Source organism: Pseudomonas sp. H3_C08 (assembly GCF_054669455.1).
The window spans coordinates 6272586-6297051 of sequence record NZ_CP162803.1; the positions used below are offsets into that span (position 1 = coordinate 6272586).

General features: G+C 59.7%; 20 protein-coding genes. 13 read left to right on the plus strand and 7 right to left on the minus strand.

From position 1 onward, the window contains the following. Together AB4N74_RS28395 and AB4N74_RS28400 are read left to right on the plus strand one after the other, a co-directional pair. Entirely contained in the window at positions 1–1728 is a 1728-nt protein-coding gene (locus tag AB4N74_RS28395) for an ABC transporter ATP-binding protein/permease (protein ID WP_093435882.1), read from the plus strand. Between the two features lie 190 nt (positions 1729–1918). After that, a complete protein-coding gene (locus AB4N74_RS28400) occupies positions 1919–2668 on the plus strand; it encodes a FadR/GntR family transcriptional regulator (protein ID WP_175559635.1) in 750 nt (249 codons plus the stop codon). Positions 2669–2672: 4 nt separating this feature from the next. Here the strand turns inward: AB4N74_RS28400 and AB4N74_RS28405 are convergent, their stop codons facing one another. Then, entirely contained in the window at positions 2673–3053 is a 381-nt protein-coding gene (locus tag AB4N74_RS28405; protein WP_099757993.1) for a hypothetical protein, read from the minus strand. Between the two features lie 296 nt (positions 3054–3349). On the opposite strand from AB4N74_RS28405, the gene kdgD reads away from it, so the two are divergent. The 5 genes from kdgD to AB4N74_RS28430 all read left to right on the plus strand — a co-directional run bounded on the left by kdgD (position 3350) and on the right by AB4N74_RS28430 (position 10026). Further along, a complete protein-coding gene (gene kdgD / locus AB4N74_RS28410; protein ID WP_016984321.1) occupies positions 3350–4261 on the plus strand; it encodes a 5-dehydro-4-deoxyglucarate dehydratase in 912 nt (303 codons plus the stop codon). Between the two features lie 75 nt (positions 4262–4336). After that, positions 4337–5782, plus strand: a complete 1446-nt coding sequence (locus tag AB4N74_RS28415; RefSeq protein ID WP_093435896.1) for an aldehyde dehydrogenase family protein — start codon at positions 4337–4339, stop codon at positions 5780–5782. A 100-nt stretch (positions 5783–5882) separates the two neighbouring features. Next, positions 5883–7247 carry an MFS transporter gene (locus tag AB4N74_RS28420; RefSeq protein WP_034154459.1) on the plus strand — a complete coding sequence of 455 codons (1365 nt, stop codon included), beginning with the start codon at positions 5883–5885 and terminating at the stop codon, positions 7245–7247. Between the two features lie 11 nt (positions 7248–7258). Next, the gene (gene garD / locus AB4N74_RS28425) at positions 7259–8812 is read left to right on the plus strand and encodes a galactarate dehydratase (RefSeq protein WP_460097905.1); all 1554 of its coding nucleotides are present in this window, start codon (positions 7259–7261) and stop codon (positions 8810–8812) included. A 272-nt stretch (positions 8813–9084) separates the two neighbouring features. Beyond that, on the plus strand, positions 9085–10026 hold the full coding sequence (locus AB4N74_RS28430) for an AEC family transporter (RefSeq protein ID WP_186624814.1): 942 nt from the start codon (positions 9085–9087) through the stop codon (positions 10024–10026). Between the two features lie 108 nt (positions 10027–10134). Here AB4N74_RS28430 and AB4N74_RS28435 read toward each other — a convergent pair whose 3' ends face one another. The 6 genes from AB4N74_RS28435 to gatC all read right to left on the minus strand — a co-directional run bounded on the left by AB4N74_RS28435 (position 10135) and on the right by gatC (position 15354). Beyond that, positions 10135–10515 (minus strand): carboxymuconolactone decarboxylase family protein, encoded by a 381-nt coding sequence (locus AB4N74_RS28435; RefSeq protein WP_093435910.1) that lies wholly within the window; start codon positions 10513–10515, stop codon positions 10135–10137. Then, positions 10512–11573 carry a calcium/sodium antiporter gene (locus tag AB4N74_RS28440; protein ID WP_093435915.1) on the minus strand — a complete coding sequence of 354 codons (1062 nt, stop codon included), beginning with the start codon at positions 11571–11573 and terminating at the stop codon, positions 10512–10514. The genes AB4N74_RS28435 and AB4N74_RS28440 overlap by 4 nt, the downstream gene beginning before the upstream one ends. Positions 11574–11619: 46 nt before the next feature. Beyond that, the gene (locus tag AB4N74_RS28445; protein ID WP_093435918.1) at positions 11620–11994 is read right to left on the minus strand and encodes a septal ring lytic transglycosylase RlpA family protein; all 375 of its coding nucleotides are present in this window, start codon (positions 11992–11994) and stop codon (positions 11620–11622) included. 148 nt (positions 11995–12142) lie between these two features. Continuing rightward, positions 12143–13588, minus strand: a complete 1446-nt coding sequence (gene gatB / locus AB4N74_RS28450) for an Asp-tRNA(Asn)/Glu-tRNA(Gln) amidotransferase subunit GatB (protein ID WP_099757997.1) — start codon at positions 13586–13588, stop codon at positions 12143–12145. Between the two features lie 10 nt (positions 13589–13598). Then, the gene (gene gatA, locus AB4N74_RS28455; RefSeq protein WP_093435926.1) at positions 13599–15050 is read right to left on the minus strand and encodes an Asp-tRNA(Asn)/Glu-tRNA(Gln) amidotransferase subunit GatA; all 1452 of its coding nucleotides are present in this window, start codon (positions 15048–15050) and stop codon (positions 13599–13601) included. A 16-nt stretch (positions 15051–15066) separates the two neighbouring features. After that, complete coding sequence (gene gatC / locus AB4N74_RS28460; RefSeq protein ID WP_007901429.1) at positions 15067–15354, minus strand: Asp-tRNA(Asn)/Glu-tRNA(Gln) amidotransferase subunit GatC; 288 nt, start codon at positions 15352–15354, stop codon at positions 15067–15069. Positions 15355–15565: 211 nt separating this feature from the next. Between gatC and mreB the strand changes: the two genes are divergently transcribed. From mreB to AB4N74_RS28490, 6 genes are all read left to right on the plus strand, one after another. Further along, positions 15566–16603, plus strand: coding sequence for a rod shape-determining protein MreB (mreB, locus tag AB4N74_RS28465; RefSeq protein ID WP_002555108.1), 1038 nt, complete (start codon positions 15566–15568; stop codon positions 16601–16603). A 177-nt stretch (positions 16604–16780) separates the two neighbouring features. Next, complete coding sequence (mreC, locus tag AB4N74_RS28470) at positions 16781–17887, plus strand: rod shape-determining protein MreC (protein WP_460092316.1); 1107 nt, start codon at positions 16781–16783, stop codon at positions 17885–17887. Next, a complete protein-coding gene (gene mreD, locus AB4N74_RS28475; RefSeq protein ID WP_034154468.1) occupies positions 17887–18378 on the plus strand; it encodes a rod shape-determining protein MreD in 492 nt (163 codons plus the stop codon). Before mreC ends, mreD begins: the two co-directional genes overlap by 1 nt. 37 nt (positions 18379–18415) lie before the next feature. Beyond that, positions 18416–19012: a Maf family protein gene (locus AB4N74_RS28480; protein WP_320335786.1), complete on the plus strand. Its 597-nt coding sequence runs from the start codon at positions 18416–18418 to the stop codon at positions 19010–19012. A 58-nt stretch (positions 19013–19070) separates the two neighbouring features. Next, entirely contained in the window at positions 19071–20528 is a 1458-nt protein-coding gene (gene rng / locus AB4N74_RS28485; protein ID WP_034154470.1) for a ribonuclease G, read from the plus strand. Between the two features lie 75 nt (positions 20529–20603). Beyond that, a complete protein-coding gene (locus AB4N74_RS28490; protein WP_460097906.1) occupies positions 20604–24410 on the plus strand; it encodes a YhdP family protein in 3807 nt (1268 codons plus the stop codon). Positions 24411–24466 lie beyond the last annotated feature (56 nt).

Genomic DNA, 24466 nt, shown 5'->3' on the forward strand with positions numbered 1-24466 from the left:
ATGAATCAGAACGCTGAATATTCCGCGGTCAACGATGCTGTGCGCGGGCAGTTTTTTCGCAAGGTTTGGGCGATGATCACGCCTTACTGGCGCAGCGAAGAGAAGGGCAAGGCCTGGACGCTGCTGATTGCCGTGATCGCGCTTACGCTGTTCAGCGTATGGATCGCGGTGTGGCTCAACAGTTGGTACAAGGATTTTTACAACGCCTTGCAGAAGAAGGACGAGGCGGCCTTCTGGCAGTTGATCCTGTATTTCTGCGGTATCGCGGCGGTGGCGATTCTCGGCTCCGTGTATCGCCAGTATCTGACGCAAATGCTGACCATCCGCTGGCGTGCCTGGCTCACCGAAAAGCATTTCACCCGGTGGCTGGAGCACAAGAACTACTACCAGCTGGAGCAGGGTGGCTATACCGATAACCCCGACCAGCGGATCTCCGAAGACCTTAATAAATTCACGGCCAACACACTGGCCCTTGGCTTGGGTCTGATCCGCACAGTCGTCAGTCTGGTGTCGTTCTCGATCATCCTGTGGGGCGTTTCCGGAAGCATTGAGGTGTTCGGTTTCACTGTTCCCGGTTACATGTTCTGGTGTGCATTGGTGTACGCGGTGATTGGTAGTTGGCTGACGCATTTGATTGGCAGGCGTCTGATCGGTTTGAACAACAACCAGCAACGTTTTGAAGCCGACCTGCGTTTCTCGATGGTGCGGGTTCGCGAGAATGCAGAGAGTATCGCCTTGTACAACGGCGAGCCGAATGAAAACCGGCGCCTGAGTAACCGTTTCGGGCTGGTCTGGCACAATTTCTGGGACATCATGCGGGTGTCCAAGCGGCTGACGTTTTTTACCTCGGGTTATGGGCAGATCGCGATCATTTTTCCGTTCATGGTGGCGGCCCCACGGTACTTCAGCGGCAAAATCGAACTCGGTGAGCTGATGCAAATCAACTCGGCCTTCGGCAATGTGCAAGAGAACTTCAGCTGGTTCATCAGTGCTTATCAGGATCTGGCAGAGTGGCGCGCTACGTGTGACCGGTTGCTGAGTTTCCGCAATGCGATGAGCAACAACGAAGAACGCACCCCGGCCATCGATGTGCAGAATCAGGGCAGCGAATTGAAAGTGCACAACCTCGGTCTGGATCTGGCCGATGGTCGCCATCTGTTGACCAGTGCCGACATGACTGTGGAGCCCGGCGAGCGGGTGATGCTCAGCGGCCGTTCTGGCAGCGGCAAGTCGACGTTGCTGCGGGCGATGGGGCATTTGTGGCCGGCGGGGCACGGCAATATTCGTTTGCCGGCGGCGCGGTATCTGTTCCTGCCGCAGAAACCGTATCTGCCGATCGGCACTCTGCGCGAGGCGTTGAGTTATCCACAGCCGGGCGACAGTTACGCGCCGGAGCGTTATGCACAAGTGCTGGAAACCTGCCGCTTGCCGCATCTGATTGGGCGACTGGACGAGGCCAATCACTGGCAACGCATGCTCTCGCCGGGTGAGCAGCAACGACTGGCTTTCGCCCGTGCGTTGCTTTATGCACCGCAGTGGCTGTACATGGATGAGGCGACTTCGGCGATGGATGAAGAGGATGAAGCGACGCTGTATCAGGCGCTGATCGATCAGTTGCCGGGGCTGAGTATTGTCAGCGTTGGCCATCGCAGCAGCTTGAAACGCTTCCATCCACGGCACGTGCGGATCGACAGCGGCCATTTGGTTGAACAGACCGTGACCGCCTGATCACCGTTAAACCCCTGTAGAAGTGAGCCTGCTCGCGATAGTGTTGGGTCAGTCACATTGATGCTGAATGTGCGGACGTCATCGCGAGCAGGCTCACTCCTACATAAAGCGATTTGAACAGGCCAGTGATCGTACAACCCGCTTGAGCTATCATGCTCCCAAGCCGAATTTTCGAGACAAGATGCACACCATGGAAAACCTGATCGACACCCCGCGTCTCCCGCGCAAGCGCCGCAGCCTGGCTCAGGAACTGGTGACGGTGCTGAGCGAGCAGATCCGCGATGGCCTGCTCAAGCGCGGTGACAAACTGCCTACCGAGTCGGCGATCATGGAAGCCCATGGCGTTAGCCGCACCGTGGTGCGCGAGGCGATTTCCCGTTTGCAGGCGGCCGGTCAAGTTGAGACCCGCCACGGCATCGGCACGTTTGTGCTCGACACGCCAAGCCCGAGTGGTTTCCGCATCGACCCGGCCACTGTCGTCACCCTGCGTGATGTTCTGGCCATTCTCGAATTGCGCATCAGCCTCGAAGTCGAATCTGCCGGCCTCGCCGCGCAACGTCGCAGCGCCGAGCAACTGGCGACCATGCGCGCCGCCCTCGATGCACTCAACGAAAGCGCTGCCCATGCCAGTGATGCTGTTGCTTCGGACTTTGCCTTCCACCTGGAAATCGCCCTGTCCACCGGCAACCGTTACTTCACCGACATCATGACCCACTTGGGCACCAGCATCATTCCGCGTACGCGGCTGAATTCGGCACGACTGGCCCATGATGATCAGCAGCACTACATGAGCCGCCTGAGCCGTGAGCACGAAGAAATCTACGACGCGATTGCCCGCCAGGATTCAGATGCCGCGCGTGCGGCGATGCGTCTGCACCTGACCAACAGCCGTGAAAGACTGCGCCAGGCTCATGAAGAGGCACAGGCGCAGCGGGGTTAAGCCGTCAGGCCTCGATCCGCAACGTCAACGCCTGCGAAAACGGCTCCATACTCGACTCATCGACAAACTTGTAGCGCAATTCGACGTCCGTGTTCAGGTACGGACGCAGTGCCTCTTTGGGGATCTGCAATTCGATCCCCATTAGTTTCTCCATCTCGTCTTCAGCATCGTCCCAGGTGCCGGTATCCACTTCTTCGCCTGCCCACAGGGGCGTTTCCGGGTCGTCGCCGAGAATCGGGTAAACGCTCCAGTTCGCCGGGAAGTCGCTGGAATCCGGGACGAGTGCGGTCAACACATCGGGCAGTGTCGATAGCTGAAGCGTGAGGATGTCGGAGGACGAAGCGGCGATTTGCGAAAGGGTCGGTGCAGCGTAATTCGTGGACATTTCGGTTTCCTTCGGTGGTCCGCCACGATCCTTCGTGGCGGTCGTCGCACCTTACCCGGCGTGGTAGCTGCGCTCAGTAAACGAATCTTGACCAGACATTTCTGCAATGTAGCCCAGTAAAAACAGGCCTTTACGCTGATTCGCCATTTGGCTTAAACACTTTTGTCCGACAAAAAACCACCCACAACGATGAAATGCAGTTGACGGTTATCTTTTAAGTTGTACGATGACCTACAACTTCAGCGAAGGCTGAACGGACCAATCACAAAAAACGTTGCTACCAGGGTGTTCGAATAATGAATCCACAAGAACTGAAGTCCATCCTCTCTGCCGGCCTGCTGTCCTTCCCGGTGACCGATTTCAACGCGCAGGGCGATTTCAACCGCGCGGGCTACATCAAACGCCTGGAATGGCTGGCTCCGTATGGCGCTTCAGCCTTGTTCGCCGCCGGCGGCACCGGTGAGTTCTTCTCCCTGGCCGCCAGCGAATACTCGGAAATCATCAAGACTGCCGTCGACACTTGCGAAACCAGCGTGCCGATCCTCGCCGGTGTCGGTGGTTCGACCCGTCAGGCCATCGAATACGCTCAGGAAGCCGAGCGTCTGGGCGCCAAAGGCCTGTTGCTGCTGCCACACTACCTGACCGAAGCCAGCCAGGACGGGGTTGCCGCCCACGTTGAAGCCGTGTGTAAATCGGTCAACATCGGCGTAGTCGTGTACAACCGCAACGTTTGCCGCTTGACCGCGCCGCTGCTGGAACGTCTGGCCGAGCGCTGCCCGAACCTGATCGGTTACAAGGACGGTCTGGGTGATATCGAGTTGATGGTGTCGATCCGTCGCCGCCTCGGTGATCGCTTCAGCTACCTGGGTGGTCTGCCGACCGCCGAAGTCTACGCCGCGGCCTACAAGGCGCTGGGCGTGCCGGTTTACTCCTCGGCGGTGTTCAACTTCATCCCGAAAACCGCGATGGACTTCTACCACGCGATCGCCCGTGAAGATCACGCCACTGTCGGCAAGATCATCGACGACTTCTTCCTGCCTTACCTCGACATCCGCAACCGCAAGGCCGGTTACGCCGTGAGCATCGTCAAGGCTGGCGCGAAAATCGCCGGCTATGACGCAGGCCCGGTGCGGGCGCCGCTGACCGATCTGACCGGCGAAGAGTACGAAATGCTCGCCGCGCTGATCGACAAGCAAGGTGCGCAGTAACACCCGATAAAAGCGAGGCCGCTGAGCAATCAGCGGCTTTTTGCGTGAAGGCTTTGAGATGTGAGGGCTGCCCCTGTGACAACTGCAAAACGCTACGACAACTACATCAACGGTGAATGGGTTGCCGGTGCCGACTACTCGGCCAACATCAACCCTTCGGAACTGAGCGACACCATCGGCGACTACGCCAAGGCTGATCTGACTCAGGTTCACGCCGCCATCGACGCCGCCCGCGCCGCGTTCCCGGCGTACTCGACTTCGGGCATTCAGGCCCGTCACGATTCGCTGGATAAAGTCGGCAGCGAAATTCTCGCCCGTCGCGAAGAGCTCGGCACCCTGCTGGCCCGGGAAGAGGGCAAGACCCTGCCCGAAGCCATCGGTGAAGTGACCCGCGCCGGCAACATCTTCAAATTCTTCGCCGGTGAATGCCTGCGCTTGTCCGGCGACTACGTGCCGTCGGTGCGCCCGGGCGTCAACGTTGAAGTGACTCGCGAAGCGCTGGGCGTGGTCGGTCTGATCACCCCGTGGAACTTCCCGATCGCGATTCCTGCGTGGAAAATCGCCCCAGCCCTGGCCTACGGCAACTGCGTGGTATTGAAACCCGCCGATCTGGTTCCGGGCTGTGCCTGGGCATTGGCGGAAATCATCTCCCGCGCCGGCTTCCCGGCTGGCGTGTTCAACCTGGTGATGGGCAGCGGTCGCGTGGTTGGCGATGCGTTGGTGCAGAGCCCGAAAGTCGACGGCATCAGCTTCACCGGTTCGGTGGGCGTGGGTCGTCAGATCGCCGTTAACTGCGTGTCGCGTCAGGCGAAAGTGCAGCTGGAAATGGGCGGCAAGAACCCGCAGATCATTCTCGACGACGCCGACCTCAAACAAGCGGTCGAGCTGTCGGTGCAGAGCGCGTTCTACTCCACCGGTCAGCGTTGCACGGCTTCCAGCCGCTTGATCGTCACTGCCGGGATTCACGACAAGTTCGTTGAAGCCATGGCCGAGCGCATGAAGTCGATCAAGGTCGGCCACGCGCTGAAATCCGGTACCGATATTGGTCCAGTGGTTTCGCAAGCGCAGCTGGAACAGGACATGAAGTACATCGACATCGGCCAGTCCGAAGGTGCGCGTCTGGTCAGCGGCGGCGGTCTGGTGACCTGCGACACCGAAGGCTACTTCCTCGCGCCAACGCTGTTTGCCGACAGTGAAGCGTCGATGCGCATCAGCCGCGAAGAAATCTTTGGCCCGGTGGCCAACATCGTTCGCGTGGCCGATTACGACGCGGCGCTGGCGATGGCCAACGACACCGAGTTCGGTCTGTCGGCGGGTATTGCGACCACCTCGCTGAAGTACGCCAACCACTTCAAACGTCATTCGCAGGCCGGGATGGTGATGGTCAACCTGCCGACCGCTGGCGTCGATTACCACGTTCCGTTCGGTGGCCGTAAAGGTTCATCCTATGGCTCACGTGAGCAAGGCCGTTATGCGCAAGAGTTCTACACGGTCGTGAAGACCAGTTACATCGGTTCCTGATAAGGCAATACCCCTGTAGGAGCAGTCTTCGGCAGCTCCTACAGGGAAGACCAAAGAAGATTCACCCGCGCATAAAAATAATCAGTGGGAGTACATCTACATGCAATCGTCCAAGCCGACTCACGTCCGCTATTTGATCCTGCTCATGCTGTTTCTGGTGACCACGATCAACTACGCCGACCGCGCCACGATCGCCATCGCCGGCTCCAGCCTGCAAAAAGATCTGGGCATTGACGCGGTTACCCTCGGCTATATCTTCTCCGCATTCGGTTGGGCCTATGTGGCCGGGCAAATCCCCGGTGGCTGGCTGCTCGATCGCTTCGGCTCGAAAAAAGTCTATGCCCTGAGCATTTTCACCTGGTCGCTGTTCACCGTGCTGCAAGGCTTTGTCGGTGAGTTCGGCATGTCCACGGCGATCGTTGCGCTGTTCATGCTGCGCTTTCTGGTCGGTCTGGCTGAAGCGCCGTCGTTCCCCGGTAATGCGCGCATCGTGGCGGCATGGTTCCCGACCGCCGAGCGTGGTACGGCTTCGGCGATCTTCAACTCGGCGCAATACTTTGCCACCGTGTTGTTCGCTCCGCTCATGGGCTGGATCGTTTACTCCTTCGGCTGGGAACACGTGTTTATCGTCATGGGCGTGTTCGGCATCGTCTTCTCTGGCATCTGGCTGAAGGTTATCCACAGCCCGCGTCAACACCCGCTGGCCAACGAAGCGGAAGTGCAGTTCATTGCCGACAACGGCGGCATGGTCGACATGGACGTTAAGCAAGGCAAAAAGGCTGATGGTCCGAAATGGGATTACATCCGTCAGTTGCTGACCAACCGCATGATGCTCGGTGTGTATCTGGGTCAATACTGCATCAACGGCATCACCTATTTCTTTCTGACCTGGTTTCCGGTGTACCTGGTGCAAGAGCGTGGCATGACCATTCTCAAGGCCGGTTTCATCGCCTCGTTGCCGGCCATCTGCGGCTTTATCGGCGGCGTACTCGGCGGGGTAATTTCCGACTACCTGCTGCGCAAGGGCCACTCGCTGACCTTCGCCCGCAAGGCACCGATCATCGCTGGCCTGCTGGTTTCCAGCAGTATCGTCGCCTGCAACTATGTTGATGTGGAATGGATGGTGGTTGGCTTCATGGCTCTGGCCTTCTTCGGCAAAGGCGTTGGCGCACTCGGTTGGGCAGTGGTCTCCGACACTTCGCCAAAACAGATCGCCGGCCTGAGCGGTGGCCTGTTCAACACTTTCGGCAACATCGCTTCGATTACCACGCCGATCGTGATTGGCTACATCATCAGCTCCACTGGCTCGTTCAAATGGGCGCTGGTGTTTGTCGGTGCCAACGCACTGGTGGCGGTGTTCAGCTACCTGGTCATCGTTGGCCCGATCAAACGCGTGGTCCTCAAAGAGCCGCCAACCAATGGCGGTACTGAAGCCACCGGTAAATTGTCTCAAGCGCATTCCTAAGGAGCGGCGTCATGCAGTTGATTGAACATTCCGACTCGCCGCGCCACATCCGCCTGCACGAGCGGGACAATGTGGTGGTCGTGGTCAACGACCAGGGCGCACCGGCCGGCACTGAATTTGCCGATGGCCTGGTGACGCTGGAATTTGTGCCGCAGAGCCACAAGGTCACCCTCGAAGATATTCCCGAGGGCGGCCAGGTGATTCGCTACGGTCAGGTGATTGGCTACGCGTTGCAGCCGATTCGCCGTGGCAGTTGGGTCAAGGAAGATCAACTGCGCATGCCGACCGCGCCGCCGCTGGACAGCCTGCCGCTGTCCACCGAGGTGCCGGACGCGCAGGCACCGCTGGAAGGCTTCACGTTCGAGGGTTATCGCAACGCTGACGGTACCGTCGGCACGCGCAATATTCTCGGCATTACCACCACGGTGCAGTGCGTCACCGGCGTGCTCGATCACGCGGTGAAACGCATCAAGGAAGAACTGCTGCCGAAGTACCCGCATGTCGATGACGTGGTGGCGCTGACTCACAGTTATGGCTGCGGCGTGGCGATCACTGCCACTGACGCCTACATCCCGATTCGTACCGTGCGCAACCTGGCGCGCAACCCGAACCTCGGTGGTGAAGCGCTGGTGATCAGTCTGGGCTGCGAGAAGTTGCAGGCCGGGCAGGTGATGCACGAGGACGACGCCTCCGTCGATCTCAGCGATCCGTGGCTGTATCGCTTGCAGGATTCCAGTCACGGTTTCACCGAGATGATCGAGCAGATCATGGCGCTGGCCGAAGTCCGTTTGAAGAAACTCGACCAGCGCCGCCGCGAAACCGTGCCGGCCTCCGAGTTGATCCTCGGCATGCAGTGCGGCGGCAGCGATGCGTTTTCCGGAATCACGGCCAACCCGGCGCTGGGCTACGCCTCGGATTTGCTGTTGCGGGCGGGGGCGACGGTGATGTTTTCCGAAGTCACCGAAGTGCGCGATGCGATTTACCTGCTGACATCGCGTGCCGAAAGCAAAACCGTCGCCGAGGAATTGGTGCGTGAGATGGACTGGTACGACCGTTATCTGGCCAAGGGTGAAGCGGATCGTAGCGCCAATACCACGCCCGGTAACAAGAAGGGTGGGCTGTCGAACATTGTCGAGAAGTCGCTGGGGTCGATCGTCAAATCCGGCAGCAGCGCGATCAATGGCGTGCTTGGCCCTGGCGAGCGGTTCAAGCAGAAGGGGCTGATTTTCTGTGCGACCCCAGCGAGTGATTTTGTTTGCGGCACGTTGCAGTTGGCGGCGGGGATGAACCTGCATGTGTTCACCACCGGGCGGGGTACGCCGTATGGGTTGGCGATGGCGCCAGTGGTGAAGGTCTCTACGCGTACGGAGCTGGCGCAGCGTTGGCCTGATTTGATCGATATCGACGCCGGGCGAATTGCTACCGGGCGGGCGACCATCGAGGAGTTGGGTTGGGAGTTGTTCCACTTTTACCTGGATGTGGCGAGCGGCAAGCAGCAGACGTGGGCGGAGAAGCACAAGTTGCATAACGACATTACGTTGTTCAATCCGGCGCCGATTACTTGATGGTTTGGGGGGTGGGTCAAAAGCTACCCTCACCCCAGCCCTCTCCCGGAGGGAGAGGGGGCCGACCGAGTTGTCTTGCGCTGTACATCGACCTGAAATACCGAGTTGATTATGGACTCGACGAGCAATTCTGGATTCAGTGGTGCCCTTTCAGGTCGGTGGATTTACTGAATATCCCCCGATCGGTCCCCTCTCCCTCGGGGAGAGGGCTAGGGTGAGGGGCTTTTGCTTTATCATTGGCATCCAACGACGCTCACCCAAGGCTTCCCGGCATGCTGGCAATCTTCCTCGAAACCCTGAACATCACCGCGCCGGTGTTTGCCATGCTGTTTCTCGGTGTGCTGCTCAAGCGCATCGACTGGATCAACGACAACTTCATCCACACGGCCTCGTCGCTGGTGTTCAACGTCACCATGCCGGCGCTGCTGTTCCTCGGCATTCTGCACGCCGACCTGCACGCCGCGTTGCAACCGTCCCTGCTGATCTACTTTTCTCTCGCCACGCTGGTGAGTTTTGCCCTGGCCTGGGGCTGGGCGATTTTCAAATGCCCGCGTGAAGATCGCGGCATCTACACCCAAGGCGCGTTTCGCGGCAATAACGGCGTGATCGGTCTGGCACTGGCGGCGAGCATGTACGGCGATTACGGGATTTCCCTCGGGGCGATTCTCGCGGCGCTGGTGATCCTTTTCTACAACACCCTGTCGACCATCGTGCTGGCGGTATACAGCCCGGTGATCAAGTCCGATCCGTGGAGCATCTGCAAAAGCGTGTTCAGCAATCCGTTGATCATCAGCGTGATTGCGGCGGCGCCGTTTGCCTATTTCAAGATCGGTTTGCCGGGCTGGCTGGAGACTTCCGGCCAGTATCTGGCGCAGACCACCTTGCCATTGGCGCTGATCTGCATTGGCGGCACGTTGTCGCTGGCGGCATTGCGCAAGAGCGGTAGCATGGCGCTCAGTTCCAGCCTGGTGAAGATGATCGGTCTACCGGTGCTGGCGACGCTGGGGGCGTGGTTGTGGGGCTTTCGTGGGGCGGAGTTGGGGATTCTGTTTCTGTACTTCGGCAGCCCGACGGCGGCGGCGAGTTTTGTCATGGCCCGGGCGGCGCAGGGCAATCATGAGCTGGCGGCGGCGATCATTGTGTTGACCACGTTGATGGCGGCGATTACCACCAATATCGGGATCTTTGTTTTGCAATGGGGTGGGTGGATCTAGCCTGAATCTTGGGTTGCTCTCCCGGGCCTCTTCGCGAGCAAGCTCGCTCCCACATTTGAAATGCATTCCAATGTGGGAGCGAGCTTGCTCGCGAAGGCGTCAGTTCAATCACACAGGCTTCTGGTAGGTATCGATCACTTCCTGAGCTGCACGAAACGCATCGATCGCCGCCGGCACGCCGGCATACACTGCGCAATGCAGCAGCGCCTCACGAATCTCGTCGACCGTGCAGCCATTGTTCAGCGCACCGCGCACGTGGCCCTTCAACTCTTGCGGGCACTTCAGCGCCGTCAACGCCGCGAGTGTGATCAAACTGCGGGTTTTCAGCGGCAGGCCTTCGCGATTCCACACGCCACCCCAGGCATGTTCATTGACGAAATCCTGCAACGGCTGGGTGAACTCGGTGGCGTTGCCCAGCGCGCGATCAACAAACGCATCGCCCATTACCTGGCGACGTACTTCTACCCCGGACTTCTTCGATTCGGTCATGGCGTATCACTCTTGTGGTGTTGGCGGCGCCAAGCGCGGATCGACGTGAACAGCAGAAACGTCAACAGCGTCGGCAAGACATAAAACAGCATCAGCCGCTCAAGCTTGCCGGCCAGCGGCATGCCGGTGGTGAACGACACCACGTGCAGCCCGTACGCGAGGTACAAACCGAGCAACAGCAAACCTTCGGCGCGCGTCACGCGGTAGCCGGAATAGAACACCGGCAGGCACAGTGCGGCGACGCCGAGCATCACCGGCAGGTCGAAATCCAGCGCGTTCGGGGACACCGACAGCGGCGTCGGTGCGATCAATGCGGTCAGGCCGAGCACCCCGAGCAGGTTGAACAGGTTGGCGCCGATCACGTTGCCGACGGCGATGTCGCGTTGTCCGCGCAAGGCTGCGATCAATGACGTAGCCAGTTCCGGCAGCGACGTGCCGACGGCGACCACAGTCAGGCCAATCACTCGCTCGGAGAATCCCAGGTCGGTGGCCACCACGACAGCGGCGCCCAGCAGCAGATGCCCGGCAAACACCAGCATCGCCAGACCGATAACGATCATCAACAGGCTGCTGAACCACGAGGCATGCGCCGTTTCAGGATGTTCCGAATGCGGTCGCGTCGAATGCCGTGACTGGCGCAGCAGTAAACCGAGATACAGCGCCAAAGCCGCCAACAACAGAATGCCGTCGAAGCGCCCGATCTCTTCATTCCATGCCAGCACGAATACCAGCAGGCTGGCACCGATCATCAGCGGAATATCCAGGCGCACCAGTTGCCGCGAGACGCGCAGAGGAATGATCAGCGCGGAAAGCCCTAGGGTGACAAGGATGTTGAAGATGCTGCTGCCGACCACACTGCCGACGGCGATGTCCGGGTTATGCGCCAGCGCCGCTTGCAGGCTGACGGCCATTTGCGGTGCGCTGCTGCCGAGGGCGACGATGGTCAGGCCGATGATCAGCGGTCGCACATGCAGGCGTGCTGCCAGACGTACCGCTGCGCGCACCATCAATTCGGCGCCGAAGATCAGCAGGCACAGGCCAGCGAGCAGTTCGATCACGCTGATCAGGGGTAAATCGGCTAATCCGAAAATGGTCAGCGCTCCATCAGTCGTCGAGGGCCTGCACGCGAACCCGCGCGGTGCCGCTGCGCAGCATGCCGAGTTGTTCGGCGGCCTCGCGGGACACATCGATCAGGCGTCCACGGGTATGCGGGCCACGGTCGTTGATGCGGACCACAACGGATTCATCGTTTTTCAGGTTGGTGACCTTCACCCGTGTGCCAAAGGGTAGCTGGCGGTGGGCGGCGGTCAGGGAATTCTGGTTGAACGGCTCGCCACTGGCGGTCCGTTTACCGTGGTGCTTGGCACCGTAATAAGAGGCGACACCGGTCTGGTCGTAACCGTGCGGGTCGATGATATCGGTACTGGCGCAACCGGCCAGCAAGGAGAGCAGGGCGAAAAGGCTGAGCAGACGCTTCATTCAAGGTTTCCCAAAAACAAATGTAGGAGTGAGCCTGCTCGCGATAGCGCAATGTCAGACACCGGAAAAGTGACTGTCAAATCGCTATCGCGAGCAGGCTCACTCCTACAGGGGATGGAGCCAGGCTGTTTGTCTGGCTCCATTTTCATCAGCCTTCGAGCTTGCTTTTCAGCAGTTCGTTCACTTGCTGCGGGTTGGCTTTGCCTTTCGACGCTTTCATCGCCTGACCGACAAAGAAGCCGAACATCTTGCCGCGTTTGGCTTCATCCGCCGCACGATACTGTTCAACCTGCTCGGCGTTGGCCGCGAGCATTTCGTCCAGCACTGCAGAGATCGCGCCGCTGTCGGTAACCTGTTTCAGGCCACGTTTCTCGATGATTTCGTCCGCGCTGCCTTCACCGTTGGCCATCGCTTCGAACACCACTTTGGCGATCTTGCCGGAGATGGTGTTGTCCTTGATGCGCTGCAGCATGCCGCCCAGCAGTTCAGCGGAAACCGGCGACTCGTCGATGTCCACGCCTTGCTTGTTGAGCAGGCTGCCCAACTCGACCATCACCCAGTTCGCCGCCAGTTTCGCGTCGCCGCCGATGGCTGCAACTTTCTCGAAGTAGTCCGCTTGCTCACGGCTGGTGGCCAGCACGTTGGCGTCGTAGGCCGACAGACCGAACTGGCTCTGGAAGCGCTCGCGTTTCTGCGGTGGCAGTTCCGGCAGGGTGGCGCGCACCTCGCCGAGGAACGACTCTTCGATGACTACGGGCAGCAGGTCCGGATCGGGGAAGTAACGGTAGTCGTTGGCTTCCTCTTTCGAACGCATCGGACGGGTCTCGTCCTTGTTTGGATCGTACAGACGGGTCTGCTGGATCACTTTGCCGCCGTCTTCGATCAGCTCGATCTGACGCTGGATCTCGGTGTTGATTGCCTTCTCGATGAAGCGGAACGAGTTGACGTTCTTGATCTCGCAGCGCGTGCCGAACTCAACCTGACCTTTCGGGCGTACCGATACGTTGCAGTCGCAACGCAGCGAACCTTCGGCCATGTTGCCGTCGCAAATACCCAGGTAACGCACCAGTGCGTGGATCGCCTTGACGTAAGCCACGGCTTCCTTGGCGCTGCGCATGTCCGGCTCGGAGACGATTTCCAGCAGCGGTGTGCCGGCACGGTTCAGGTCGATGCCGGTGGCACCGTTGAATTCTTCGTGCAGGCTCTTGCCGGCGTCTTCTTCCAGGTGCGCGCGGGTGATGCCAACACGCTTGACCGTGCCGTCTTCCAGGGCGATGTCCAGGTGGCCCTTGCCGACGATCGGCAACTCCATCTGGCTGATCTGGTAGCCCTTCGGCAGGTCCGGGTAGAAGTAGTTTTTACGGGCGAACACGTTGTGCTGACCGATCTCGGCGTCAATCGCCAGACCGAACATCACCGCCATGCGCACCGCTTCCTGGTTCAGCACCGGCAGAACGCCGGGCATGCCCAGGTCGATCAGGCTGGCCTGGGTGTTCGGCTCAGAGCCGAACGTGGTGGAACTACCGGAAAAGATTTTCGACCGGGTAGTGAGCTGAGTGTGAATCTCCAGCCCGATCACGACTTCCCATTGCATGTGTGTCTCCTCAGAAGCCGGTTGGGGTGCGGGTGTGCCAGTCAGTGTTGAGCTGATACTGGTGGGCAACGTTCAACAGGCGACCTTCCTGGAAATACGGCGCGAGCAACTGCACGCCCACCGGCAGACCGTCGACAAAACCGGCCGGCATCGACAGGCCCGGCAGGCCCGCGAGGTTGGCGGTGATGGTGTAGACGTCTTCCAGATAGGCAGCGACCGGGTCGCTGTTCTTGGCGCCGAGTTTCCAGGCCGGGTTCGGCGTGGTTGGGCCGAGGATGATGTCGACCTCATTAAAGGCAGCCATGAAGTCGTTCTTCACCAGGCGACGGATCTTCTGCGCTTTCAGGTAGTAGGCGTCGTAGTAACCGGCGGACAGCGCGTAGGCACCGACCATGATCCGGCGCTGTACTTCCGCGCCGAAGCCTTCGCCACGGGAACGCTTGTACAGGTCGATCAGGTTTTCCGGGTTCTCGCAGCGATGGCCGAAGCGCACGCCGTCGAAACGCGACAGGTTCGAGGAAGCCTCTGCCGGGGCGATCACGTAGTACGCAGGAATTGCGTGCTGCATGTTCGGCAGGCTGATTTCCTTGATCACCGCACCGAGCTTCTGCAGCTCTTTAATGCTGTTCTGGATCAGCTCGGCGATGCGTGGGTCGAGACCGGCGCTGAAGTATTCCTTCGGCACGCCGATGCGCAGGCCTTGCAGCGAGTCGCCCAGGCTGGCGGAGTAATCCGGAACCGGCTCATCGATGCTGGTGGAGTCGTTCTGATCGAAGCCAGCCATACCTTGCAACAAAATTGCGCAGTCTTCGGCGGTGCGCGCCAACGGCCCGCCCTGATCGAGGCTGGAGGCGTAAGCGATCATGCCCCAGCGCGAAACACGACCGTAGGTCGGTTTCAGGCCGGTGAGGTTGGTGAAGGCTGCCGGCTGACGGATCGAACCGCCAGTGTCGGTGGCCGTGGCCGCAGGCAACAGACGAGCGGCTACTGCCGCCGCCGAACCGCCGGACGAACCGCCCGGCACGTGTTCCAGGTTCCACGGGTTTTTCACCGCGCCGTACCAGCTCGACTCGTTGGCCGAACCCATGGCGAATTCGTCCATGTTGGTCTTGCCCAGGGTCACCGCGCCGGCAGCCGCCAGCTTCGCGACCACGGTGGCGTCGTACGGGGCTTTGAAGTTGTCGAGCATCTTCGAGCCGCAGCTGGTGCGAATGCCCTGGGTGCAGAACAGGTCTTTGTGAGCGATCGGCGCACCGAGCAGGGCGCCGCTCTCACCGTTGGCGCGGCGTGCATCGGCGGCTTTCGCCTGCTCGAGCGCCAGCTCTTCGGTGAGGCTGATGAAACTGTTGAGCTGCGGATCGAGCTGGGTGATGCGCGCCAGCAGGACTTTGGTCAGCTCTTCGGAGGAAAACTTTTTATCGGCGAGACCGCGGGCGATCTCGGCCAGAGTCATTTGATGCATTGCAGGCTCTTTCCCTTTAGTCGATGACTTTCGGAACCAGATACAGGCCGTTTTCGACCGCTGGTGCGATGGACTGGTAGGCCTCGCGGTGATTGGTCTCGGTCACAACGTCGGCGCGCAGGCGCTGACTGGCTTCCAGCGGGTGGGCCAGAGGCTCGATTCCGTCGGTATTAACAGCCTGCATTTCGTCGACCAGACCGAGAATGCTGTTGAGAGCGGAAGTAATGTGTGGAAGATCGGCATCATTGAGGCCAAGGCAGGCCAGATGAGCGATTTTTTCCACGTCGGAGCGTTCTAGCGCCATCGGGATTCTCCTGTGGAAAACAGAACGGACGGCGTCCGTGTGTTAGATTGTCGGAACACTACCGCACTTCTACGGTCATAAGGCCGCGATTGTGGGGCTTGGTGCACAGAAAAGCGGCCAATTTAACATATTGGCGCCTTGCCCAAAATCCCTGTCGTTGTTAGAGTTTGCCGCACTTTTTTACCCACGCGTTGCCTAGGGTCCCTTTCCCATGTTCAAGAAACTGCGTGGCATGTTTTCCAGCGATCTTTCCATTGACCTGGGCACTGCCAACACCCTTATTTACGTGCGCGAGCGCGGTATCGTCCTGAATGAGCCATCGGTTGTGGCCATTCGGACACACGGTAACCAGAAAAGTGTCGTTGCTGTCGGCACCGAGGCCAAGCGCATGCTCGGCCGTACGCCGGGCAACATTGCTGCCATTCGTCCGATGAAAGACGGCGTGATCGCCGACTTCAGCGTCTGCGAAAAGATGCTGCAATACTTTATTAACAAGGTTCACGAAAACAGCTTTCTGCAGCCTAGCCCTCGTGTGCTGATCTGCGTTCCATGCAAATCCACCCAGGTTGAGCGTCGCGCCATCCGTGAATCGGCCCTTGGTGCCGGTGCCCGTGAAGTATTCCTGATCGAAGAGCCAATGGCCGCTGCGATCGGTGCCGGCCTGCCGGTCGAAGAAGCGCGCGGTTCGATGGTCGTGGATATCGGTGGTGGTACCACTGAAATCGCGCTGATCTCCCTGAACGGTGTGGTGTATGCCGAATCCGTCCGCGTTGGCGGCGACCGCTTCGACGAAGCGATCATCACTTACGTGCGTCGTAACTACGGCAGCCTGATCGGTGAATCCACCGCTGAGCGCATCAAACAGGAAATCGGCACGGCCTACCCGGGCGGCGAAGTTCGCGAAGTCGACGTTCGCGGTCGCAACCTGGCCGAAGGCGTTCCACGCGCATTCACCCTGAACTCCAACGAAGTGCTGGAAGCTCTGCAAGAGTCCCTGGCAACCATCGTTCAGGCTGTGAAAAGTGCTCTGGAGCAATCGCCGCCGGAACTGGCTTCCGACATCGCCGAGCGTGGCCTGGTGCTGACCGGTGGTGGCGCGCTGCTGCGTGATCTCGACAAGTTGCTGGCCCAGGAAACCGGTCTGCCAGTGATCGTTGCCGAAGATCCGCTGACCTGTGTGGCTCGCGGCGGTGGCCGTGCATTGGAAATGATGGATAAGCACACCATGGACCTGCTCTCGAGCGAATAAGTCGCCGAGTGCAATACGTGGGTGAGCGCGCAGGCAGCACTTTGCAGTGCTGCCTGTTGGCGTTTATCTTCTGTCAGTCTTCATCCAGGCCGGTTTGATGCCGTATGAATAAACAGAACATTTGCCTGGGAGGAGCGGCTTATTAAACCGCTTTTCGCCAAGGGCCCTTCGTTGGGCGTGCGCCTGTTGGTGCTGGCCGTGCTATCGATCGCGCTGATGGTGGTCGATGCCCGCTTTGACCTGCTCAAGCCTGCGCGCAAACAAGCGTCGCTGGTGCTGATGGATGCCTACTGGATCACAGACCTGCCAGGTCGCTTGTGGGAAGGTGTCGCCAGCCAGTTCGGCAGCCGCACCGAGCTCGTCGCCGAAAACGAAAAACTCAAGACCGAAAACCTGCTGTTGCAGGGCCGCATGCAAAAGCTTGCCGCCCTTACCGAGCAGAACGTTCGGCTGCGCGAGTTGCTCAATTCTTCTGCACTGGTCAACGAAAAGGTCGAAGTGGCCGAGTTGATCGGTATGGACCCCAACCCGTTCACCCATCGCATCATCATCAATAAAGGTGAGCGCGACGGCGTGGTGCTCGGTCAGCCGGTGCTCGATGCGCGCGGTCTGATGGGCCAGGTGGTCGAGTTGATGCCTTACACCTCGCGTGTCTTGCTGCTCACTGACAGCACACACAGCATTCCGGTACAGGTCAATCGCAACGGGCTGCGGGCCATTGCCAGCGGCACCGGCAACCCTGAACGCCTGGAATTGCGCCACGTCGCCGACACTGCCGATATCAAGGAAGGCGACCTGTTGGTCAGTTCCGGCCTTGGCCAGCGTTTCCCGGCAGGCTATCCGGTCGCGACCGTGAAGGAAGTGATCCACGATTCCGGTCAGCCGTTCGCCATCGTCCGCGCCGTGCCGACCGCCGCGCTGAATCGCAGCCGTTACATGTTGCTGGTGTTCAGCGACAACCGCACCGCCGAAGAACGTGCCAACGATGCGGCGCAAGCGCAGGAAAATCTTGATGCCTTTGGCGGCGGTCCGATTATTCCGGCCACTGTACCGAAAACCGTGACCCCGCCTGCCGCAGCGGCTACGACGCCCGCGACGCCTGCCGCACCGACCGCCGCCGCTAGCGCCACACCGGCCAAACCCGCGGCAAGCAAACCGCCAGCGGCTGCCAAACCACCGGCAGCGACGCCAGCGGCGGCCAAACCTCCAGCTGCCCAGCCGGCTGCGCGACCTGCGGCCAAACCGCCCGTCAATGCACCAGCGACAACCGGGAGACAAGAATAATGGTCGGGGCTACCGCATCGCGTAACGGCTGGATTGTCTGGCTGACGTTTGTTGTCGGCATACTCCTGAGCGTGTCTCCATTGCCGATTTTCATGGAAATCCTGCGCCCGCTATGGCTGGCCTTGCTCCTGACATTCTGGGCTTTGTATATGCCGCACACAGTGGGCATGGTCACGGCGTTTTGCCTGGGCCTGGCCGAAGACGTGCTGCAGGGCGATCTGCTCGGTCAGAACGCGCTGATCCTGACACTGATCACCTTCCTCGTATTGTCATTGCAACAACGCCTGCGGATGTTCCCGATGTGGCAACAATGCCTGGTGATTCTGGTGATCTTCGGCCTCGCGCAACTGGTGCAACTGTGGCTCAGTGCCTTGACCGGTAACCGTCAACCAACCCTGGCGCTGGTACTTCCGGCGCTGGTCAGTGCCTTGCTCTGGCCTTGGGTCAGCTTTGCCCTACGCGGATTGCGCCGACGCTACAAAATCAATTGAACCGGTGAAGTTGGGCACTGAACAGGGAGATGTTTTGATGAAGCCGCTTTACCTCGCCTCCGGATCGCCGCGTCGGCGTGAATTGCTCACGCAGATCGGCGTTCCGTTCTCCGCCATCAGTGCGGATATCGACGAAACCCCATCACCCGAAGAGTCGCCCTCGGCCTATGTCGATCGCTTGGCGCGCGGCAAAGCCGAGGCCGGACGCCGCACGGTCGTGTCCACTCAGCCATTCTGCGTGCTGGGTGCTGACACTGCCGTGGTGCTGGACGGCAAAATTCTGGGCAAACCGGTGGACGAAGCCGATGCATGCGCCATGCTGATGATGTTGTCCGGCAAGGAGCATGAAGTGCTGACCGCCATCGCCGTGCTTGAAGACGAGCGCTGCGAGTCGCGGGTGGTGCGCAGTCTGGTGCGGTTTCGCGCGATCAGCATTGAGGAAGCGGCCGCTTACTGGGCCTGTGGCGAGCCACGGGACAAGGCCGGTGGTTATGGCATTCAGGGGCTCGGCGCGGTGTTTGTCGCGGGCCTTAATGGCAGTTACTCGGCGGTGGTCGGGTTGCCGATTTGCGAAACCGCAGAACTGTTAGGCCATTTCGGCATACCCTGTTGGCAAAACCTGAACGCGCAATAAGCGTCGTACGAATCCAGATGCGGCCATTATCGTGAACACGCCTGAACGAGATCCTGCCATGAGTGAAGAGATTCTGATCAACATCACGCCGATGGAGTCGCGCGTGGCGGTGGTCGAAAACGGTGTGCTGCAAGAAGTCCACGTTGAGCGCACACAAAAGCGCGGGATTGTCGGCAACATCTATAAAGGCAAGATCGTCCGCGTGCTGCCGGGTATGCAGGCAGCGTTTGTCGACATCGGCCTGGACCGCGCGGCATTCATTCACGCCGCCGAAATCTCTCTACGTGAAGGTCCTGCGGTCGAAAGTATCAGCGCGCTGGTGCACGAAGGTCAAAGCCTGGTGGTGCAAGTCACCAAGGACCCGATTGGTTCCAAAGGCGCGCGCTTGACCACGCAGCTGTCGATACCTTCGCGTTATCTGGTGTACATGCCGCGCACCGCCCACGTCGGCATCTCGTTGAAGATCGAAGACGAAGCCGAGCGCGAACGCCTCAAGCAGGTGGTCAGCGATTGCGTGGCCAAAGAAGGCATCAAGGAGGCCGGTGGTTTCATTCTGCGCACCGCCGCCGAAGGCGCTGGCGCCGATGAAATCCTCATGGACATCCGTTACCTGCGGCGCCTGTGGGACCAGATCAACGAGCAGATCAAAACCATCTCCGCGCCTAGCGTGATTTACGAGGACCTCGGTCTGGCGCTGCGTACGCTGCGTGACCTGGTCAACCCGAAGATCGAGAAGATTCGCATCGATTCCCGGGAAACCTTCCAGAAAACCACGCAGTTCGTCGCCGAACTGATGCCGGAAATCGCCGATCGTCTGGAACACTACCCGGGTGAACGACCGATTTTCGACCTCTATGGTGTCGAAGACGAAATCCAGAAAGCCCTCGAACGCAAGGTGCCGCTGAAATCCGGTGGCTATCTGGTGGTGGATCCGGCGGAAGCCATGACCACCATCGACGTGAACACCGGAGCTTTCGTCGGCCATCGCAACCTCGAAGAAACCATCTTCAAGACCAATCTCGAAGCGGCCACCGCGATCGCCCGGCAAATGCGCCTGCGCAACCTGGGCGGGATCATCATCATCGACTTCATCGACATGGAAGATGAAGAGCATCAACGCCAAGTGTTGCGCACCCTGGAAAAACAGCTGGAGCGTGATCACGCCAAGACCAACATCATCGGCATCACCGAGTTGGGCCTGGTGCAGATGACCCGCAAGCGTACCCGCGAAAGTCTCGAACAGGTGCTGTGCGAGCCGTGCAGCAGTTGTCAGGGGCGTGGCAAACTCAAGACTGCGGAAACCATCTGTTACGAGATCTTCCGCGAGATCCTCCGTGAAGCGCGCGCCTATCAGGCCGAGGGTTATCGGGTGTTGGCGAACCAGAAAGTGGTGGATCGCTTGCTTGACGAAGAATCCGGTAACGTCGCCGAGCTTGAAGGGTTTATCGGTCGCACCATACGCTTCCAGGTGGAAACCATGTATTCCCAGGAACAATATGACGTGGTGCTGCTCTGATCCCCTGCGTCACTTTTATTCCACCGCGGCTGGCCTCAGCTTTTCGCAGTATTTTTGTCATGGGAGCCAACTGACATGGAGCGTCTGACACGCATTCTGGCCACACTCACCCGCTGGGGGCTGGGCCTGTGCGCGTTGGTTCTGGTGTTGATGGCGTTGTACGTCAGTCTCGGTCGTGAGCTGACCCCGTTGGTGGCCGAATATCGCGCCGACATCGAAGACAAAGCGAGTGCCGCCCTCGGCATGCCGTTGCAGATCGGCGAACTTGAAGGCAACTGGAGCGGTTTTGCGCCGATCCTGCTGGCCCATGATGTGATGGTCGGCGCTGGCGCCAATGCGTTGCGTCTGGATCGAGTGCGCGCGGTACCGGATCTTTGGGCCAGCTTGTTGGCGCGCGAAGTGCGCATTGCCCATCTTGAACTCAACGGCCTGAAAATCAGCCTCAAGGAAGCCGAGGACGGCAGTTGGGCGCTGGAAGGTCTGCCGGTGCAGCACGATCAGCCGCTCGACCCGCAGCAACTGTTCAATCGCTCGCAAATGATTCAGCAACTGTCGGTGCTCGACAGTCAGGTGACCCTGCAACCGCTGGATCATGCGCCGCTGACTCTCACCTATGTCGGCCTCAATCTGAAAACCGGCGCCAGCCGTCAACGGCTCGATGCGCGTTTGACCTTGCCGGATGGCCAGCCCGTTGCACTGAGCCTGCGCACGCGGATTCGCCCGGAGCAATGGCAGGACAGTGTGGTGGACGGTTATGCCAGCCTGCCGCAAAGCGACTGGTCGAAGTGGCTGCCAGAACGTCTGACCCAGCAGTGGAATTTTTCCGAAATCAAAGCCGGCGGCGAACTTTGGGTCAATTGGGCCAAGGGCACGCTGCAGAGTGCCGCGTTACGCTTGAATGCTCCGCAACTGACCGGCGCCTATGCCGATCGCAAGCCGATCCAGATCAATAATCTGGCGCTTAACGCCTACTACGAGAACAGTGATGAGGGTGCGACCATTACCCTTGATTCACTGGCGATGAGTTTTGGCGAAAACCGTTGGGAGTCTCATGTCCAACTGAAGCAGACGCGCGCGACCGACAAGGTGGACGAGCTCTGGCACTTGCAGGCGGATCGTCTCGATCTGACTCCGATCACTCCGTTGCTCAATGCGTTGGGTCCGTTGCCGCAAGGTTTCGCCACGGCCGTCGATCATCTGAAAGTCACCGGTGGTCTGCGCAACGTGCTGCTGGATTTTCGCCCCAATGCCACCGATGGCAACAAATTCAGTTTCGCCACCAATCTGGACAATGTTGGTTTCGATGCCTATCACGGCGCTCCGGCAGCACGAAACGTCAGTGGTAGCCTCAGCGGCAACCTGGACGGTGGCGAGTTGCGCATGGACAGCAAGGATTTTGTCCTGCACCTCGACCCGATTTTCGCCAAGCCATGGCAGTACATTCAGGCCAATGCGCGGCTGACCTGGAAGCTCGACAAAGACGGCTTCACCCTGATCGCTCCGTACCTGAAGGTGCTTGGCGAGGAAGGCAAGATTGCCGGCGATTTCCTGATACGCCTGCATTTCGACCATAGTCAGGAAGACTATATGGACCTGCGGGTCGGTCTGGTCGATGGCGACGGTCGCTACACGGCCAAGTACCTGCCTCAAGTGCTCAGCCCGGCGCTCGACGAGTGGCTGCGTACGGCCATCCTCAAAGGTGCAGTCGATCAGGGTTTCTTTCAGTATCAGGGTTCGCTGAGCAAAAATGCCGGGGAGGCCGATCGCAGCATCAGTCTGTTCTTCAAAGTGCACGCCGCTGAACTGGCGTTCCAGCCGGGCTGGCCGCACGTGAGCAAGGTCAGTGGCGACGTGTTCATCGAAGACAGTGGTGTGCGGATCGTGGCCGACAAGGGCCAGTTGCTTGACACTCAAGTCAGCGATGTCTTCGTCAATATTCCCCATGTGCCGGCCGGACAACATACGCATATGTTCCTCGATGGCGCCTTTGCCGGTGGGTTGGGGGATGGCTTGAAGATTCTTCAGGAAGCGCCGATCGGCACCGGTGAGACCTTTGCCGGATGGGAAGGGGCGGGTGATCTGCAAGGCAAGCTCAAGCTGGACATCCCGCTGGACAAGGGCGGCGATCTGCCGAAGATTCTGGTCGACTTCAAAACCGCCAATGCGCGCCTGAAACTCGCCGAGCCGAAGCTGGAGCTGACCCAACTCAAGGGTGATTTCCGCTTCGACAGCGCCAAAGGACTCAGCGGGCAGAACATCGCCGCGCGGGCGTTCGACAAACCGGTGACCGCGCAGATCTTCGCTGATGGCAGCCCCGGCAAGCTCAAGACCCGAGTTGCCGCATCCGGTCAGGTCGAAGTGAAGAAACTCACCGACTGGCTGGGCGTGACGCAACCATTGCCGGTTTCCGGGACCATTCCTTATCAGTTGCAATTGAATCTGGACGGCGCCGACAGCCAGTTGATGGTCAGTTCCAGCATGAAGGGTGTGGCGGTGGATCTGCCGGCACCGTTCGGTATGGCGGCAGATGTCGGACGCGATACCGTGTTCCGCATGACTTTGCAGGGGCAGGAGCGGCGTTATTGGGTCAACTACGACCAACTGGCCAATTTCACCTTCGCAGCACCGCCGAGCAATTTTGCCGAGGGCCGTGGCGAATTGTTCCTCGGTGCCGGCGAAGCGGTACTGCCGGGCGCCAAAGGCTTGCGGGTTCGCGGGGTGCTCTCGGAACTGGACGTAGCGCCGTGGCAGGATCTGGTGAACAAATATGCCGGGCAGGATCCGGGCGGCAGCGCCAAGCAATTGCTCAACAGTGCTGATTTCAAAGTCGGCAAGCTCACGGCACTCGGGACCACGCTGGATCAGGCATCGGTGCAGGTCAATCGCAAACCAGGCGCATGGAATCTGGCTCTCGACAGCCAGCAGGCCAAGGGCTCGGCGAGCCTGCCGGACGCCAAGGGCGTGCCGATTGCGGTGAATTTGCAGTACGTGAAACTGCCAGCGCCGGACCCGACGGTACAGGCTGACGAAAATTCGCCAGACCCGTTGGCGTCGGTCGATCCGACGAAGGTTCCGGCGCTGGACATCACCATCAATCAACTGTTTCTCGGGCCGGATCTGGTCGGCGGCTGGTCGCTCAAAGTGCGACCGACCGCGAAAGGCATCGCCCTGAACAACCTCGACATGGGCCTCAAAGGCATCCTGTTGCAGGGCAACGGCGGCTGGGAAGGTGCGCCGGGGGCGACCAATAGCTGGTTCAAGGGCCGGATTGGCGGCAAGAATCTTGCCGATGTCCTCAAGGGGTGGGGCTTTGCGCCGAGCGTGACCAGCGAAGAATTTCATATGGACGTCGATGGCCGCTGGCCGGGCTCGCCGGCCTGGCTGGCGACCAAGCGCTTCTCCGGCACCCTTGATGCGTCGTTGAACAAAGGTCAGTTTGTTGAAGTGGAGGGCGGCGCGCAGGCGTTGCGAGTGTTTGGCCTGCTTAACTTCAACTCCATCGGCCGGCGTCTGCGTCTGGACTTCTCCGATCTGTTCGGCAAAGGCTTGAGCTACGACCGGGTCAAAGGCCTGTTGGTGGCAAATAACGGTGTGTATGTCACCCGCGAACCGATTCGCCTGACCGGTCCTTCGAGCAACATTGAGCTGGACGGTACGCTGGATCTGGTCGGTGATCAGGTGGACGCCAAGTTGCTGGTGACCTTGCCGGTGACCAACAACTTGCCGATTGCGGCGCTGATCGTCGGCGCACCGGCGGTCGGCGGCGCGTTGTTCCTGATCGACAAGCTGATCGGTGACCGCGTGGCGCGCTTTGCCAGTGTGAAATACACCGTCAAAGGCCCATGGAAAGAGCCGAAAATCACCTTCGACAAGCCTTTTTGAACAGCCAGCCACTGAACCGATGGAGTAGCATGGCCGCATATCTCTTGCGGAGTTCG

What these genes read in the sequence shown, in the direction of transcription:
- AB4N74_RS28395 (WP_093435882.1), top strand. Translation starts at nt 1, where the DNA reads ATGAATCAGAACGCTGAATATTCCGCGGTCAACGATGCTGTGCGCGGG.
- AB4N74_RS28400 (WP_175559635.1), top strand. Translation starts at nt 1,919, where the DNA reads ATGGAAAACCTGATCGACACCCCGCGTCTCCCGCGCAAGCGCCGCAGC.
- AB4N74_RS28405 (WP_099757993.1), bottom strand. Translation starts at nt 3,053, where the DNA reads ATGTCCACGAATTACGCTGCACCGACCCTTTCGCAAATCGCCGCTTCG.
- kdgD (WP_016984321.1), top strand. Translation starts at nt 3,350, where the DNA reads ATGAATCCACAAGAACTGAAGTCCATCCTCTCTGCCGGCCTGCTGTCC.
- AB4N74_RS28420 (WP_034154459.1), top strand. Translation starts at nt 5,883, where the DNA reads ATGCAATCGTCCAAGCCGACTCACGTCCGCTATTTGATCCTGCTCATG.
- garD (WP_460097905.1), top strand. Translation starts at nt 7,259, where the DNA reads ATGCAGTTGATTGAACATTCCGACTCGCCGCGCCACATCCGCCTGCAC.
- AB4N74_RS28430 (WP_186624814.1), top strand. Translation starts at nt 9,085, where the DNA reads ATGCTGGCAATCTTCCTCGAAACCCTGAACATCACCGCGCCGGTGTTT.
- AB4N74_RS28435 (WP_093435910.1), bottom strand. Translation starts at nt 10,515, where the DNA reads ATGACCGAATCGAAGAAGTCCGGGGTAGAAGTACGTCGCCAGGTAATG.
- AB4N74_RS28445 (WP_093435918.1), bottom strand. Translation starts at nt 11,994, where the DNA reads ATGAAGCGTCTGCTCAGCCTTTTCGCCCTGCTCTCCTTGCTGGCCGGT.
- gatB (WP_099757997.1), bottom strand. Translation starts at nt 13,588, where the DNA reads ATGCAATGGGAAGTCGTGATCGGGCTGGAGATTCACACTCAGCTCACT.
- gatA (WP_093435926.1), bottom strand. Translation starts at nt 15,050, where the DNA reads ATGCATCAAATGACTCTGGCCGAGATCGCCCGCGGTCTCGCCGATAAA.
- gatC (WP_007901429.1), bottom strand. Translation starts at nt 15,354, where the DNA reads ATGGCGCTAGAACGCTCCGACGTGGAAAAAATCGCTCATCTGGCCTGC.
- mreB (WP_002555108.1), top strand. Translation starts at nt 15,566, where the DNA reads ATGTTCAAGAAACTGCGTGGCATGTTTTCCAGCGATCTTTCCATTGAC.
- mreD (WP_034154468.1), top strand. Translation starts at nt 17,887, where the DNA reads ATGGTCGGGGCTACCGCATCGCGTAACGGCTGGATTGTCTGGCTGACG.
- AB4N74_RS28480 (WP_320335786.1), top strand. Translation starts at nt 18,416, where the DNA reads ATGAAGCCGCTTTACCTCGCCTCCGGATCGCCGCGTCGGCGTGAATTG.
- rng (WP_034154470.1), top strand. Translation starts at nt 19,071, where the DNA reads ATGAGTGAAGAGATTCTGATCAACATCACGCCGATGGAGTCGCGCGTG.
- AB4N74_RS28490 (WP_460097906.1), top strand. Translation starts at nt 20,604, where the DNA reads ATGGAGCGTCTGACACGCATTCTGGCCACACTCACCCGCTGGGGGCTG.